Genomic DNA, 13,209 nt, shown 5'->3' with positions numbered 1-13,209 from the left:
CGCCAGGCATGGGATGCCCACAGGGCATCCCATGTCCGGGCTCAYTCCCGCCAAGCGGGAGCGAGCTTGCTTGGGGCGGCCCGGCGCGGCGCTCACGGTGCCAGCACGACCGGTGGCGCGGGGGCGTCCGGGTCCCAGGCCTTGGCCTCGCTCTCCAGCATCAGAGGAATGCCGTCGCGAACGGGGAAGGCCAGGCGGTCGGCGCGGCAGGCCAGGGCCGGCAATTCCAGTCCGGCACCTTCACGCAGCAGCGTCAGCGGCCTCTTGCACAGGGGGCAGACCAGCATTTCGATGAGGCGTTGATCCATCAGGCGAGAGCGAAGAGTTTTTGCAGTTGGGTGTCCAGCGCGGCCTCGAAGCCGGCACCGGGCGAGAAGTCTAGCGCCACGACCCAGACGGGCAGGGCGCCGACGCGCTCGGGCGACAGCTTCACGGCGTCTTTCTCGGTCAGCAGTACGGCGGCCGCGTCGGGGGGCCAAGGCAGGCTCCCGAAGTCGGCGTGGTCGGGCAGGGCCAGGCTGTCAAAGCGCAATCCAAGCGCTGCCAGCATGTCGAAGAAGCGCTGCGGCCTTGYCACGCCGGCAACGGCAAGCAGCCCCGGCCGCTCGCGCAAGGCCAGCAGCGTGTCCATCTGCGCCGGTTTGCCGGCCCACCAGTCGGCCAGCGTCACCGCGCCAGCCAGGCGGCGCCCGGCGACGAAGCCGGGCAGGGCGGTGCTCGGCTGCGGCGCGTTGTAGACGACGAGCTCGTCAGCCGCCAGCGTCGCAGGCGGCTGGCGCAAGGGGCCCGCGGGCAGCAGGCGGCCATTGCCCAGGCCGCGCTCATCGAACACCAGCAGGCTCAAGGCACGCGGCAGCCGCCAATGCTGCAGGCCGTCGTCGCTGACCAGCAGCTGCAACCCGGGCTCGGCAGCCAACAGGGCGCGCGCCGCGGCGACGCGGTCGCGGCCAACCGCCACAGGCACGCCGCTGCGCAGATGGATGAGCAGGGGCTCGTCCCCGACTTCACGGGCCGTCGATACACCAGTGACGAGACGCACGCCGTCACTCTCGCGCCCGTAGCCACGCGAGACGACGCCAGCGCGCAGGCCGCGCGTGCGCAACATCGCCAGCAGGGCCAGCGTCGTCGGCGTCTTGCCGGCACCGCCGACGATCCAGTTGCCGACGACGATGACGGGCACAGGCAGCGTTTCGACGCGCTTGAAACCGATGGCATAGGCCAACCGGCGCAGCGCCAGCAGCGTGCGGTAGAGCCAGCTCAGCGGCAGCAGGGCGACCGACAGCGGCCCGCCGATCAGCCACTCTTGCTGGAGGCGGTCAGCGAGCGTCGGTTTGGGCAGCGAAGGTGACACGCGTCAGGCCGACGCGGCGCGCGGCGTCCATCACGTTGATGACGGCCTGGTGAGGCGTGGCGGCGTCGGCCGAGATGATCAGCGACGCGTCGGCGTTGCCGCCGGAGGCCTGGCGCAGCGCGGCGATCAGGATGTCCACCGAGCGGCCTTCCACCGGCTGGCGGTTGATGACGAAGCGGCCATCGGCGGCGATGCCGACGATGACCTCCTGCGGCCGGTCCTTGAGCTTCTCCGCATCGGCCGAGGGCAGGGTGATCTGCAGCTCGGTGAACTTGGAGTAGGTCGTTGACAGCATCAGGAAGATCAGGATCACCAACAGCACGTCGATGAACGGGATGAGGTTGATCTCCGGCGGCTCGCGGTGTGGGGAGCGGAATCTCATGATGTCAGTTCATCCGTTGTGTGCAGCGCCTCACGCCGCGGACCGGCGCCGGGCCGCCCCTAGCCGGCCCGCAGGCGATGTGCTTGCGGCTCAATGCCGCAAGCATCGCCGTCCCCTCGGGGGACCGGTTGGGCGCGCCCGCGTTCAGCGGGGCGAGACCAGACGAGGGGCAGTCCATTTCAGGCTGTGTAGCGGCGCAGTTGGCCCAGCAGACGGTCTGCAGCGGCTTCAAGCTCCAGTACATATTCCTCGATGCGGCCGCGGAAGTAGCGGTAGAACATCAGCGAGGGGATGGCGATCATCAGGCCGAAGGCCGTGTTGTAGAGGGCGATGGAGATGCCGTGGGCCAGCTGCGCGGGGTTCCCACCGCCGGGTGTCTGGCTGCCAAAGATCTCGATCATGCCGACCACGGTGCCCATCAGCCCCAGCAGCGGCGCGGCCGTGGCGATGGTGCCCAGGGTGTTCATGTAGCGCTCGAGCTGGTGCACGGCGCGTCGGCCGGCAAATTCGAACACCAGCCGCAGCTTGCCCTCGGGCATCTGCGGCTCGGCAGTCACGGCGCGCAGGCCGGAAGCCAGCACCTCGCCGAGCAGCGAGTTTTCGGCCAGGCGGTCGACCATGTCGGGCGCGGGCAGTTGCTGGGCGCTGACGTTCATGACGTCCTCCAGCAGCCGCGGCGGCAGGATGCGGCTGGCGCGCAGGCTGGACAGCCTTTCGATGATCAGGGCCAGGGCCACCACGGAGCACAGGAGCAAGGGCCAGATCGGCCAACCGGCGGCTTGTATGATCGAAAACAAGGGCGTCCCCGTCGATGAAAAGGCCAGCAGGCCGGTCACAAAAACGGCCGCTGACGGCCGGATGAGTGCGCGGGATTATGGCCCCAGCCTTGCGCGCCTCGGCCGATCTCCGCCACTGCGAAAGCGTTCTCACAATCCACCGTTACTGTGGATAACTTTGTGGGCAACGCAGCGGCGCTGGCCTGCAGAGGCCGTCAAATCAAGGCCTTGGACAAGTTGCCTCAAGTTTGAGCAGTGGAATTCGAATTGAAAAACAAGGCCTTATGTGCTCATGACAGCTCTGTGACGGGCGAAATGAGCCGAAATTGCCCGCCAGCCCAGTATTGGCGCGGCTGTGGACTTCCCGGCCCGCGCCGGCATTGGGTTTGCGCGTGATTGAGCCCCGCGAAGCCGCTTCAAATCGTCGTGTCTGGGGCGTGGCTGGTTTGCTGGAGGCGGTGAGCCAGAGCCTGGCTGAACGCTTCTCGGTCGTCGCCGTTGGCGGCGAGATCACTGGCTTCACGCGCGCCGCCAGCGGCCACTGCTATTTCGGACTGAAGGACGCCGACGGCCAGGCCGCCAGCCTGCGCTGCGCGATGTTCCGCCGCGCCGCGGCCATGCTGGACTTTGCGCCGGCCGAAGGCGTGCTGGTCGAGGTGCGTGGCCGCGTCGCCGTCTACGAGCCGCGCGGCGAGCTGCAGTTCGTCGTCGAGGCCATGCGCCGTGCCGGTGCCGGCACGCTGTACGAGCAGTTCCTCGCGCTGCGGGCGCGGCTGACGGCCGAGGGCCTGTTCGATGCCGACACCAAGCGCGCGCTGCCCACCCACCCGCGCCGCATCGGCGTCATCACGTCGGCGGCCGGTGCGGCCCTGCACGATGTGCTGACGGCGCTGGCGCGGCGAGCGCCCCAGGTCGAGGTGCTGGTCTATCCGAGTCCGGTGCAGGGCGTCGAAGCGCCGCCGGCGCTGGTCGAAGCGCTGAGGCGCGCCAACGAGCGGGCCGAGGTCGACGTGCTGCTGCTGGTGCGCGGCGGCGGCTCGCTGGAGGATCTTTGGGCCTTCAATGACGAACGTGTCGTCCGCGCGGTGGCCAATTCGGCCCTGCCCATCGTCTGCGGCGTCGGCCACGAGACCGACGTGACACTGTGCGACCTGGCCGCCGACCTGCGCGCGCCCACGCCCACGGCCGCCGCCGAGCTGGCGGCGCCGTCGCGCGCCAGCCTGCTGCAGCACCTCGGTGCGCTGGAGCGCAGCCTGACCCTGCGCATCGACCATCGCCTGCAGACCCTCGCCCAGCGCCTGGATCGACTCGCGCTGCGCCTGTCCCGCCCCAGTGACGTGCTGGCCCGCCAACGGCGCCTGCTGGATCTGCTGGCCCAGCGTGYCGGCGCGGCGCCACGCCGGCGCGTCGAGTTGCAAGGCCAGCGGCTGACCCACCTGGAGCAGCGCCATGAACGCGCGCACCACGAGATCCTGGCGCGCCAGCACACCCGGCTGGACGCGCTGCAGGCCCGGCTGCAGGCCCTGGACCCGCAGCATGTGCTGGCGCGCGGCTACGCCTGGCTGGACGACGGCGCCGGCGGCGCGGTGACGTCCGTGCATGCCTTGCTGCCCGGCGCCGAGGTGCGCGCGGTGCTGGCCGACGGCAGCCTCGACTTGCGCGTTCTGGGGGTACAGCCTTCGCCGCAGGGGTGATTGGCTCTCCCTACAATCTTTGCGTTTCCCTTCCCCCCAACACCTGAGGACTCCACGATGGAACACACGCTGCCCCCGCTGCCTTACCCGATCGACTCGCTGGCCCCGCACTACAGCAAGGAAACGCTGGAGTTCCACCACGGCAAGCACCACAACGCTTACGTCGTGAACCTCAACAACCTGCAAAAGGGCACCGAGTACGAAGCCCTGACGCTGGAAGAGATCATCAAGAAGGCACCGAACCCGGGCCCGATCTACAACAACGCCGCCCAGATCTGGAACCACACCTTCTTCTGGAACTGCATGAAGCCGCAAGGTGGCGGCGAGCCCAGCAGCGCGCTGGCCGACGCCATCAACGCCAAGTGGGGCAGCTATGCCGCCTTCAAGGAAGCCTTCGTCAAGAGCGCCGTTGGCAACTTCGGCTCGGGCTGGACGTGGCTGGTCAAGAAGGCCGACGGCTCTGTCGACATCGTCAACACCGGCGCCGCCGGCACGCCGCTGACCGGCGCTGACAAGGCGCTGCTGACCGTCGACGTGTGGGAACACGCCTACTACATCGACTACCGCAACCTGCGCCCCAAGTTCGTCGAGACCTTCCTGAGCAATCTCGTGAACTGGCAGTTCGCTGAAGCCAACTTCGCCTGAGCGATTCGCCCCGAACAAAGGCCGGCCGATGCCGGCCTTTTTCGTTGGTTCGGCCTTTCGGGCCGAGCGCCGGGCCGCTCCCGAGCCGGCCCGCGTTGGCGATGTGCTCTCGGCTCGATGCCGAGAGCATCGCCGTCCCCTCGGGGGACYGACCAGATGCGCTCGCGTTCAGCGACGCGCAACTGGGCGAGGGGCGCCTATTGCGACACCTGAATGACGTGCCGCACCAGCGGATAGACCTGGTGCTGCCAGCGCCGCCCGCTGAACACGCCGTAGTGGCCGACGTTGGGCTGGATGTAGTGGGTGCGCATATAGGCGCGCAGGCTGCTGGCGAGGTCCTGGGCGGCCAGCGTCTGGCCGACAGCGCAGATGTCGTCGCGCTCACCCTCCACGGTCAGCAAAGCGGTGCGGCGGATGGCCGCCGGGTTCACACGCCGGCCCCTGAAGAACATCTCGCCGCGTGGCAGGTCGTAGGTCTGGAAGACGCGCTCCACTGTTTCCAGGTAGAAGTCGGCCGCGAGGTCGGCCACGGCCAGGTATTCCTCGTAGAACACGCGCGTGACCTCGGCCTTGTCGAACTCGTCGGCGACGAGGTGCTTGTAGTAGTCCTTGAAGGCGTTGGTGTGCCTGTCCTTGTTCATGCTCATGAAGGCCGACAGCTGCACGAAGCCCGGGTAGACGCGCCGCCCCGCGCCCGCGTGCTGCCAGGGCACATGGCTGATCAGGTTCTTCTTGAACCACGAGATGGGTTTGCTGGTGGCGAGTTCGTTGACGGCGGTGGGGCTGACCCGGCAGTCGATCGGGCCGGCCATCAGCGTCAGGCTGGCTGGCGTGGCGGGGTGGTCGTCCTCGGCCATCAGCGCCACGGCTGCCAGTGCGCTGACGCAGGGCTGGCAGACGGCCACCACATGAGCCTGCGGGCCGATGGCGGCCAGGAAGTCGATCAGGTGGCCGGTGTATTCGTCCAGCCCGAAGCGGCCGGCCGCCAGCGGCACGTCGCGCACGTTGTGCCAATCGGTGATGTAGACGTCATGGTCCTGCAGCAGCGTGCGCACCGTCTCGCGCAGCAGCGTGGCGAAGTGACCCGACATCGGCGCCACCACCATCACTTTGGGTTGCTCRGGCGCGCCTTCCTTGCGAAAGCGCAGCAGCGTCGCAAAGGGCGTGGTCAGCGTGGCTTCTTCGGTGACAGGCCAGCGCTCGTCGCCGCTGACGATCTCACCAATGCGCCAGGGCGGGCGGGTGTGGGTGATCTGGGCCAGCTCGAAGACCTTGCCTGCCGCCGACCACTGGCGCGCTGGCAGCCAGCTGGCGTCAGCAATGCCGGGCTGCTGCAGGAAGGGAATCGACATGCGCGTGGCCATGCGCAGCGGCCACAGCAGATCGGTATGGGCCTGGTAGGCGGGGTACATGGTTGCTCCTGCAAGGCCGGTGATGCCAGGAGCGACGCAAGGAGCGCGCCAGCATGGCATGGGCCTTGCGTCGATGGGGTGCCCAGACCGAGAAGGAGACGCCATGCCTGTTGCCACGCCGACCCGCCCTGCCGCCAAGGCGGCGAAAACCGCTCCAGCGCCGGCGCGCAAATCCAAGGCCGCGACATCCGCGGCCACGCTGACGCTGAGCAGCAAGAACTACTCGTCCTGGTCGCTGCGCGGCTGGCTGCTGACGCGCTTCGCCGGCCTGGCCTTCGAGGAGATCATGGTCTCGCCCGACGACGAGGATGCGCGCAAGGAACTGCTGCTGCTGGCGCCGTCCATCCGCGTGCCCTGCCTGCGGCATGACGGCGTGACGGTCTGGAACAACATGGCCATTGCCGAGTATCTGAACGAGCTTTTCCCCAAAGCCGGCCTGTGGCCCGCGGACCGCGTCGCGCGGGCCCATGCGCGGGCCATCTGCGGCGAGATGAACTCCGGCTTTGCCAATTTGCGCGCGTCGCTGCCCATGAACCTCAAGGGCCACTTTCCGCGCCACAAGATCTGGGCCGGGGCCAAGCCCGACATTGAGCGCATCACCGAGATCTGGACCGACTGCCTGGCGCGCTACGGCGGCCCCTATCTGTTTGGTGCCAAGCGCGGTGCGGCCGACGCCTTCTTTGCGCCGGTCGTCACGCGCTTCATGAMCTATGACGTGCCGTTGAATCCCGCCTGCATGGCCTATTGCAAGGCCATCAGCGCCATGCCGGAGCTGAAGGAATGGACCGCAGCGGCGCGCGAGGAGCCCGACGAGATCGAGCAGCTCGACATGGATTTCTAGGGCCAGGTCGAAGGCGCCGGCACTTCACAAGGCGCCGGCGCGTCCACCGTCTTGAAGTCCGCCGGCGAGACGATCTCCAGGTACTCCATGTCCGGCGAGTAGTCGAACAGGTAATGCACGATGCCGGGGCGCTGGTGCACGCAGTCGCCGGCCTCGACGAGCGTCACCTGATCGCCGTACATGAACTTGGCCCAGCCCTTGGTCATCAGCACGATCTGGAACTCCGCCTCATGGCGGTGCCATCCCGTGCCCTTTTCAGGGGCCATGTTCGCCTTCACAAGGTGCGCGATGACCTTGCCCGCCGTGGCCTGGGCCACGCCCAGGTCGCGGTAGAGGAAGAAATCTCTCAGGCCGTCGGGGCGCCAGGGCGTGTCCCCGGGCTTGACGTGGGAGAACTGTGTGGCGGACGCGTCGTTGGCGGCGTCCACGGGTATCGACAGATCCGACATGAGGGGCCTCCTGAAGTGCTGCAGGCGCTGGAGCACACGCAATATGTGTTCCCGCAAAAGCTTGACCCAGGTCATGGGGTCGGTGGGGCGGGCCATCTAGATTGGCGGCGTGAGTGCACCCCCTCCCGGCTTGTGTGCGGCTGATGCCGACGCCCGCCTCCTCGCCCCCTTCACGACCTGGCCCGATGGCCCGGGCGGCGTGGCGCTGTCGCAGTTCCAGGTGGCGGGCATGCATTGCGCGGCCTGCTCGGGGTTGATCGAAGCGGCGCTGCTGAAGCTGCCGGGCGTGCGCGGTGCCAGTGTCAATCCGGCGTCGGCCCGGCTGGCCTTGCAGTGGTTGCCTTCGCAGCTCGCGCTCGCCGACGTGTTGGCCGCGCTGCAGGTGGCGGGCTACCGGGCCACGCCCGACGTCGCCGCGCCCGCACGCGAGCTGCGCCGGCAGGAAAGGCGCCAGGCCCTGTGGCGGCTCTTTGTCGCCGCCTTCCTGATGATGCAGGTCATGATGATGGCGACACCGGCCTATGTTGCCGCCCCGGGAGAGCTCAGCGCCGACCTGGACCGCCTGCTGCGCTGGGCCAGCTGGGTGCTGACGCTGCCCGTCATGGTCTTTTCGGCCGCCCCCTTCATGGTCGGCGCCTGGCGGCAGCTCAGGGCAGGGCGGCTGGGCATGGATGTGCCGGTGGCGCTGGGCATCGCCGTCACCTTCGTGGCCAGCACCGGCGCACTGTTCGACCCCGGCGGGCCTTTGGGCCACGAGGTCTACTTCGATTCGCTGACGATGTTCGTCGCGCTGCTGCTGCTGGCGCGCTGGTTCGAACTGGGGGCGCGGCATCGTGCGGCGGATGCGCTGGAAGCGGTCGCCGGTGCGATGCCAACGGCGGCCGAGCGGCTGCGTGATGACGGCAGCAGTGAACGCGTCGCGCCCGAGGCGCTGCGCGTGGGCGATCGCATCCGCGTCGCGGCCGGCGAGGCCTTCGCGGCCGACGGCCGTGTGCTGTCCGGCCAGGGCTGGGCCGACGAGGCCCTGCTGACGGGCGAATCCGCGCCGGTCGCCAAGACGGTGGGCGATGCGGTCGTGGCGGGCAGCATCAACCTCGACGGCTCGCTCATCGTCAGCGTGCTGCGCGTGGGTGCAGACACGACGGCGCAGGGCATCGTGCGATTGATGCAGCAGGCCCAGAGCCAGCGGCCGTTTGTCAACGGCGTGCTGGACCGCGTGGCCGCGGGCTTCACGGCGGTCGTGCTGCTGCTGGCGCTGCTGGCGGGCGTCGGCTGGTGGTGGCTGGATCCTTCACGCGCCATCGCAGTGGCCGTGGCCGTGCTGATCGTCACCTGCCCCTGCGCGCTGACCCTGGCCGCGCCAGCGGCCTGGCTCGCGGCCAGCGGCGCGCTTGCTCGGCGCGGGTTGCTGCTGACGGACCTGGCGGCGCTGGAACGGCTGTGCGCCATCGACACCGTCGTCTTCGACAAGACCGGCACGCTCAGTGAGGACCGGCTGCAGCTGCGTCGCCACTGGGCCCAGGGCGCCGATGCCGACGCGCTGCTGAACGTCGCCCGCAGCCTGGCCGGGCTGTCGCGCCACCCGGTGGCGCAGGCGCTGGCCGACGGAAGTGCCGGCAGCTGGGCGGACGTGCGCGAAGTTGCCGGCCGCGGCGTGGAGGCGCGTGATGCGACCGGCCGGGTCTGGCGCCTGGGTGCGCCGGCCTGGGTCAGCGCGCGGCCCGACCCGTCTGCGCGGCTGGCGTCCGGCCCCGTGGGCTGCGGCGACTGCGTGCTGTGGCTGGACCTTGCCGAAGCACCACGCGCCGACGCCGCCGAAGCAGTCAAGGCCTTGCGCGCGCAAGGCATGCGCGTGCGCCTGCTGTCGGGAGACCAGCCGGCCGCCGTCGCGCGCATGGCTGCGCTGCTGGACATCGCGCATTGGCGCGCAGGCGCCACGCCCGAGTCCAAGCTGGCCGCCGTGCGTGGCTGGCAGGCGGCGCATGAGCGCGTGCTGATGGTGGGCGACGGCATCAACGACGCGCCGGTGCTGGCCGCGGCAGACGTGCGTATCGCCATGGGGCAGGGCGCCATGCTGGCGCGCGGCGCCGCGGATGCGCTGCTGGTGTCCGGCCGGCTGATGGCGCTGCCCCAGGCCCTCGTGCTGGCGCGCAAGACGCGCCGCGTGCTGCGCCAGAACCTTGCTTGGGCGGCGCTCTACAACCTGGCCTGCGTGCCGCTGGCGCTGACGGGCTGGCTGCCACCACTGGCGGCGGGCATCGGCATGGCGGGCAGTTCCTTGTTCGTGGTGCTGAATTCGCGCAGGCTGGCCCGCTGATGGACATCCTCTACCTCCTCATCCCCTTCTCGGTCGTGCTGGTGCTGCTCATCGTGGCGGTCTTCGCCTGGGCTGTGCACTCCGGACAACTGGACGGCTTCGAACACGAGGCTGAACGCATCCTGCTTGACGAGGATCAAGGCGCCTAGGAGCCCTCGCACGAAGAATCGTTTGCATCAGACTGAAGGAGTCGCGATGGCGAACGAAAAAGCGCTGGCCACCACTGGGGCGGTATACGAAGACGGGCCGGTACGCGCATTTGCGCTGGCCGCCGTTCTATGGGGTGTGGTGGGGATGCTGGTGGGCGTCATCATTGCCGCCCAGCTGGCCTGGCCCGATCTCAACCTCGGCATTCCCTGGCTGAGCTACGGGCGCTTGCGGCCGCTGCACACCAATGCCGTCATCTTCGCCTTCGGCGGCTGCACGCTGTTCGCGACGAGCTACCACGTGGCGCAGCGCACCGGGCAAACGGCACTCTTCTTGCCGAAGCTGGCCTGGTTCACGTTCTGGGGCTGGCAGCTGGTCATCCTGCTCGCGGCACTCTCGCTGCCCATGGGCTACACGACCGGCAAGGAATACGCCGAGCTCGAATGGCCCATCGACATCCTGATCGCGGTGGTCTGGGTGGCGTATGCGGTGGTGTTCTTCGGCACGATCGGCACCCGCAAGATCCGCCACATCTACGTGGCGAACTGGTTCTTCGGCGCCTTCATCATCGCCGTGGCCCTGCTGCACATCGTCAACAGCGCCGAGATCCCGGTCAGCATGACCAAGAGCTACTCGGCCTATGCCGGCGTGCAGGACGCGATGGTGCAGTGGTGGTACGGCCATAACGCGGTGGGCTTCTTCCTGACCGCGGGCTTCCTCGGGATGATGTACTACTACATCCCCAAGCAGGCCGAGCGCCCCGTCTACAGCTACCGGCTGTCCATCGTCCACTTCTGGGCGCTGATCTTCACCTACATGTGGGCGGGCCCCCACCACCTGCACTACACGGCGCTGCCGGACTGGGCGCAGAGCATCGGCATGATCTTCAGCCTGGTGCTGCTGGCGCCGAGCTGGGGCGGCATGATCAACGGCGTCATGACGCTGTCGGGCGCTTGGCACAAGCTGCGTGACGACCCCATCCTGAAGTTCCTCATCGTCGCGCTGTCGTTCTACGGCATGTCGACCTTCGAGGGGCCGATGATGTCGATCAAGACGGTGAACTCGCTGTCGCACTACACCGACTGGACGGTGGGCCACGTGCACAGCGGCGCCCTGGGCTGGGTGGGCCTGATCTCGATGGGCTCGCTGTACCACCTGATCCCGCGCATGTTCGGCCGCACGCAGATGTACTCCAAGAGTGCCATCGAGCTGCACTTCTGGATCGCGACGCTGGGCATCGTGCTCTACATCGCCGCGATGTGGATTGCCGGCGTCATGCAGGGCCTGATGTGGCGCGCGGTCAACCCCGACGGCACGCTGGTCTACACCTTCGTCGAAAGCGTCAAGGCGACCTGGCCCTTCTACGTGATCCGACTCAGCGGCGGCCTGCTCTACCTTGCCGGCATGCTGATCATGAGCTGGAACGTCATCAAGACCGTGCAGGCCGGCAACTCGCAGTCCGTGCGCATCCCGGCCCCCGTGCTGGCCCACGCCTGAAGGAGATTCCATGAGTAACAACACCCAAGCCGTCTCCGGCCACCAGCGCATCGAAACCAGCAACCTGCTGATGATCGTGCTGGTGCTGCTGACCGTGCTGGTTGGCGGCGTCGTCGAGATCGTGCCGCTGTTCTTCCAGCGCTCCACCACCCAGGCCGCGCCCGGCCTCAAGCCCTACACGGCGCTGCAGCTGGCTGGCCGCGACATCTATCTGCGCGAGGGTTGCTACAACTGCCACTCGCAGATGATCCGCCCGCTCGCCGCCGAGACGCTGCGTTATGGCAAGTACTCCACCGCGGGCGAGTTCGTCTACGACCACCCCTTCCAGTGGGGCAGCAAGCGCACGGGGCCTGACCTGCACCGCGTCGGCGCCAAGTACAGCGACGACTGGCACCGCATCCACCTGAACAACCCGCGCGATCTGGTGCCCGAGTCCAACATGCCGGCCTACCCCTGGCTGGTGAATTCACCGGTGGACGCCGCCGGCATGCCGGCGCGCTTGGCGGCGATGCGCATGCTGGGCGTGCCCTACACCGAGGACGAGGTGAAGGCCTCCTCCGACGACGTGAAGGGCAAGACAGAGCTCGACGCGCTGGTGGCCTATCTGCAGGTGCTTGGCACCGCGAACAAGTAAGGAGCCCGCACCATGGGCATCAACGAACTCCGTATCGCCGTGACCCTGGTGTCGCTGGCTGTCTTCCTCGGCATCATCGCCTGGGCCTGGCGCGGCCGCTTCGACGACGCCGCGCGCCTGCCTTTCGAAGGAGATGAGCAATGAGCGACTTCTTCAATGGCGGCTGGTCCCTCTTCATCGCCATTGGCACCATTGGCGGCCTGATCGCCTGCGGCATCCTCCTCATCATCGCCAGCCGCCGCCAGGTGATGGCCACCGACAACACGACGGGCCACGTCTGGGACGAGGACCTGCGCGAGCTGAACAACCCACTGCCGGCCTGGTGGATGGGCTTGTTCGTGCTGACCATCGTCTTCGCCGGCATCTACCTGGCGCTGTATCCGGGGCTGGGCAGCCAGGCTGGCAAGCTGGGCTGGACGAGCCTAGGCGAGCACGCCAACGACCTGGCACAGGCGCGCGCCACCATGGCGCCGGTCTATGCCGGCTTCGCCGACAAGACGCCGGAGCAACTGGCCAAGGACCCCAAGGCCCATGCCATCGGCGAGCGGCTGTTCGCCAACAACTGCGCGCAGTGCCACGGTGCCGACGCCAAGGGCTCCAAGGGCTTCCCCAACCTGACCGACACCGACTGGCTGTGGGGCGGCTCGCCCGAAACCATCACCGAGACCATCACCAAGGGCCGCGAGGGCAACATGCCCGTGATGGCCCCGGCGGTGGGCACGGCAGAGGACGTGCGCAACGTCGCCCATTACGTGCTGTCGCTGTCGGGCAGCCCGCACAACGCGCTGTATGCCCAGCTCGGCAAGCCCAAGTTCACCGCCTGCGCGGCCTGCCACGGCCCCGGCGGCCAGGGCAACCCGGCCCTGGGTGCGCCCAACCTGAGCGACAAGGTCTGGCTGCACGGCTGGGGCGAGGAGGCCGTCACGGCCATGGTCAACAACGGCAAGCACAACGTGATGCCGGCCCATGGCGAGCGGCTGACGCCCGAGCAGATCCGCGTGCTGGCTTCCTATGTCTGGAACCTGTCGCAATCGCAAGGCGTCATCGCTGCCGCCCCCTGAGTC

Annotated in this window: 15 protein-coding genes; 9 read left to right on the top strand and 6 right to left on the bottom strand. The window is 68.4% G+C overall.

Features of this window, described 5'->3' with window-relative positions; translation table 11 throughout:
• Positions 1 to 92: 92 nt before the first annotated feature.
• The 4 genes from ACXJKJ_RS26925 to ACXJKJ_RS26910 form a co-directional block, all read right to left on the bottom strand.
• Complete coding sequence (locus ACXJKJ_RS26925) at positions 93 to 308, bottom strand: Trm112 family protein (protein WP_457393891.1); 216 nt, start codon at positions 306 to 308, stop codon at positions 93 to 95.
• Positions 308 to 1,351 (bottom strand): tetraacyldisaccharide 4'-kinase, encoded by a 1,044-nt coding sequence (gene lpxK, locus ACXJKJ_RS26920; protein WP_457393888.1) that lies wholly within the window; start codon positions 1,349 to 1,351, stop codon positions 308 to 310. Before lpxK ends, ACXJKJ_RS26925 begins: the two co-directional genes overlap by 1 nt.
• Positions 1,317 to 1,733, bottom strand: a complete 417-nt coding sequence (locus ACXJKJ_RS26915) for an ExbD/TolR family protein (RefSeq protein ID WP_056197797.1) — start codon at positions 1,731 to 1,733, stop codon at positions 1,317 to 1,319. The genes lpxK and ACXJKJ_RS26915 overlap by 35 nt, the downstream gene beginning before the upstream one ends.
• 179 nt (positions 1,734 to 1,912) lie before the next feature.
• Entirely contained in the window at positions 1,913 to 2,530 is a 618-nt protein-coding gene (locus tag ACXJKJ_RS26910) for a MotA/TolQ/ExbB proton channel family protein (protein ID WP_056197795.1), read from the bottom strand.
• Between the two features lie 371 nt (positions 2,531 to 2,901).
• On the opposite strand from ACXJKJ_RS26910, the gene xseA reads away from it, so the two are divergent.
• Positions 2,902 to 4,203, top strand: a complete 1,302-nt coding sequence (xseA, locus tag ACXJKJ_RS26905) for an exodeoxyribonuclease VII large subunit (protein WP_457393885.1) — start codon at positions 2,902 to 2,904, stop codon at positions 4,201 to 4,203.
• A gap of 57 nt (positions 4,204 to 4,260) precedes the next feature.
• Positions 4,261 to 4,848 carry a superoxide dismutase gene (locus ACXJKJ_RS26900; RefSeq protein ID WP_056197793.1) on the top strand — a complete coding sequence of 196 codons (588 nt, stop codon included), beginning with the start codon at positions 4,261 to 4,263 and terminating at the stop codon, positions 4,846 to 4,848.
• 197 nt (positions 4,849 to 5,045) lie between these two features.
• Here ACXJKJ_RS26900 and ACXJKJ_RS26895 read toward each other — a convergent pair whose 3' ends face one another.
• Entirely contained in the window at positions 5,046 to 6,260 is a 1,215-nt protein-coding gene (locus ACXJKJ_RS26895; protein WP_057296435.1) for a polyhydroxyalkanoate depolymerase, read from the bottom strand.
• Positions 6,261 to 6,363: 103 nt separating this feature from the next.
• Here ACXJKJ_RS26895 and ACXJKJ_RS26890 point away from each other — a divergent pair, with 103 nt between their 5' ends.
• The gene (locus ACXJKJ_RS26890) at positions 6,364 to 7,101 is read left to right on the top strand and encodes a glutathione S-transferase family protein (protein ID WP_457393882.1); all 738 of its coding nucleotides are present in this window, start codon (positions 6,364 to 6,366) and stop codon (positions 7,099 to 7,101) included.
• Here ACXJKJ_RS26890 and ACXJKJ_RS26885 read toward each other — a convergent pair.
• Positions 7,098 to 7,550 (bottom strand): cupin domain-containing protein, encoded by a 453-nt coding sequence (locus tag ACXJKJ_RS26885; protein WP_457393880.1) that lies wholly within the window; start codon positions 7,548 to 7,550, stop codon positions 7,098 to 7,100. The two genes, ACXJKJ_RS26890 and ACXJKJ_RS26885, sit on opposite strands and share 4 nt — an antisense overlap.
• Positions 7,551 to 7,659: 109 nt before the next feature.
• Between ACXJKJ_RS26885 and ACXJKJ_RS26880 the strand changes: the two genes are divergently transcribed.
• The 6 genes from ACXJKJ_RS26880 to ccoP are packed head-to-tail and all read left to right on the top strand — an operon-like array spanning position 7,660 to position 13,206.
• On the top strand, positions 7,660 to 9,867 hold the full coding sequence (locus tag ACXJKJ_RS26880; RefSeq protein WP_457393878.1) for a heavy metal translocating P-type ATPase: 2,208 nt from the start codon (positions 7,660 to 7,662) through the stop codon (positions 9,865 to 9,867).
• Positions 9,867 to 10,016, top strand: a complete 150-nt coding sequence (gene ccoS / locus ACXJKJ_RS26875; protein WP_457393875.1) for a cbb3-type cytochrome oxidase assembly protein CcoS — start codon at positions 9,867 to 9,869, stop codon at positions 10,014 to 10,016. Before ACXJKJ_RS26880 ends, ccoS begins: the two co-directional genes overlap by 1 nt.
• Positions 10,017 to 10,062: 46 nt before the next feature.
• Positions 10,063 to 11,511 carry a cytochrome-c oxidase, cbb3-type subunit I gene (ccoN, locus tag ACXJKJ_RS26870; RefSeq protein WP_457393872.1) on the top strand — a complete coding sequence of 483 codons (1,449 nt, stop codon included), beginning with the start codon at positions 10,063 to 10,065 and terminating at the stop codon, positions 11,509 to 11,511.
• A 10-nt stretch (positions 11,512 to 11,521) separates the two neighbouring features.
• A complete protein-coding gene (gene ccoO / locus ACXJKJ_RS26865; RefSeq protein WP_457393869.1) occupies positions 11,522 to 12,145 on the top strand; it encodes a cytochrome-c oxidase, cbb3-type subunit II in 624 nt (207 codons plus the stop codon).
• 12 nt (positions 12,146 to 12,157) lie between these two features.
• Positions 12,158 to 12,289: a cbb3-type cytochrome oxidase subunit 3 gene (locus tag ACXJKJ_RS26860; protein WP_057296439.1), complete on the top strand. Its 132-nt coding sequence runs from the start codon at positions 12,158 to 12,160 to the stop codon at positions 12,287 to 12,289.
• On the top strand, positions 12,286 to 13,206 hold the full coding sequence (ccoP, locus tag ACXJKJ_RS26855; protein WP_457393866.1) for a cytochrome-c oxidase, cbb3-type subunit III: 921 nt from the start codon (positions 12,286 to 12,288) through the stop codon (positions 13,204 to 13,206). The genes ACXJKJ_RS26860 and ccoP overlap by 4 nt, the downstream gene beginning before the upstream one ends.
• Positions 13,207 to 13,209: the final 3 nt, after the last annotated feature.

Source organism: Roseateles sp. P5_E1 (assembly GCF_054049335.1).
This window is presented reverse-complemented; position numbering and strand designations above follow the sequence as displayed.

Coding starts and splice junctions, on each gene's coding strand:
- ACXJKJ_RS26900 (WP_056197793.1), top strand. CDS start 4,261: ATGGAACACACGCTGCCCCCGCTGCCTTACCCGATCGACTCGCTGGCC.
- ACXJKJ_RS26925 (WP_457393891.1), bottom strand. CDS start 308: ATGGATCAACGCCTCATCGAAATGCTGGTCTGCCCCCTGTGCAAGAGG.
- ACXJKJ_RS26915 (WP_056197797.1), bottom strand. CDS start 1,733: ATGAGATTCCGCTCCCCACACCGCGAGCCGCCGGAGATCAACCTCATC.
- ccoO (WP_457393869.1), top strand. CDS start 11,522: ATGAGTAACAACACCCAAGCCGTCTCCGGCCACCAGCGCATCGAAACC.
- ccoS (WP_457393875.1), top strand. CDS start 9,867: ATGGACATCCTCTACCTCCTCATCCCCTTCTCGGTCGTGCTGGTGCTG.
- ACXJKJ_RS26860 (WP_057296439.1), top strand. CDS start 12,158: ATGGGCATCAACGAACTCCGTATCGCCGTGACCCTGGTGTCGCTGGCT.
- ACXJKJ_RS26885 (WP_457393880.1), bottom strand. CDS start 7,550: ATGTCGGATCTGTCGATACCCGTGGACGCCGCCAACGACGCGTCCGCC.
- ccoN (WP_457393872.1), top strand. CDS start 10,063: ATGGCGAACGAAAAAGCGCTGGCCACCACTGGGGCGGTATACGAAGAC.
- ccoP (WP_457393866.1), top strand. CDS start 12,286: ATGAGCGACTTCTTCAATGGCGGCTGGTCCCTCTTCATCGCCATTGGC.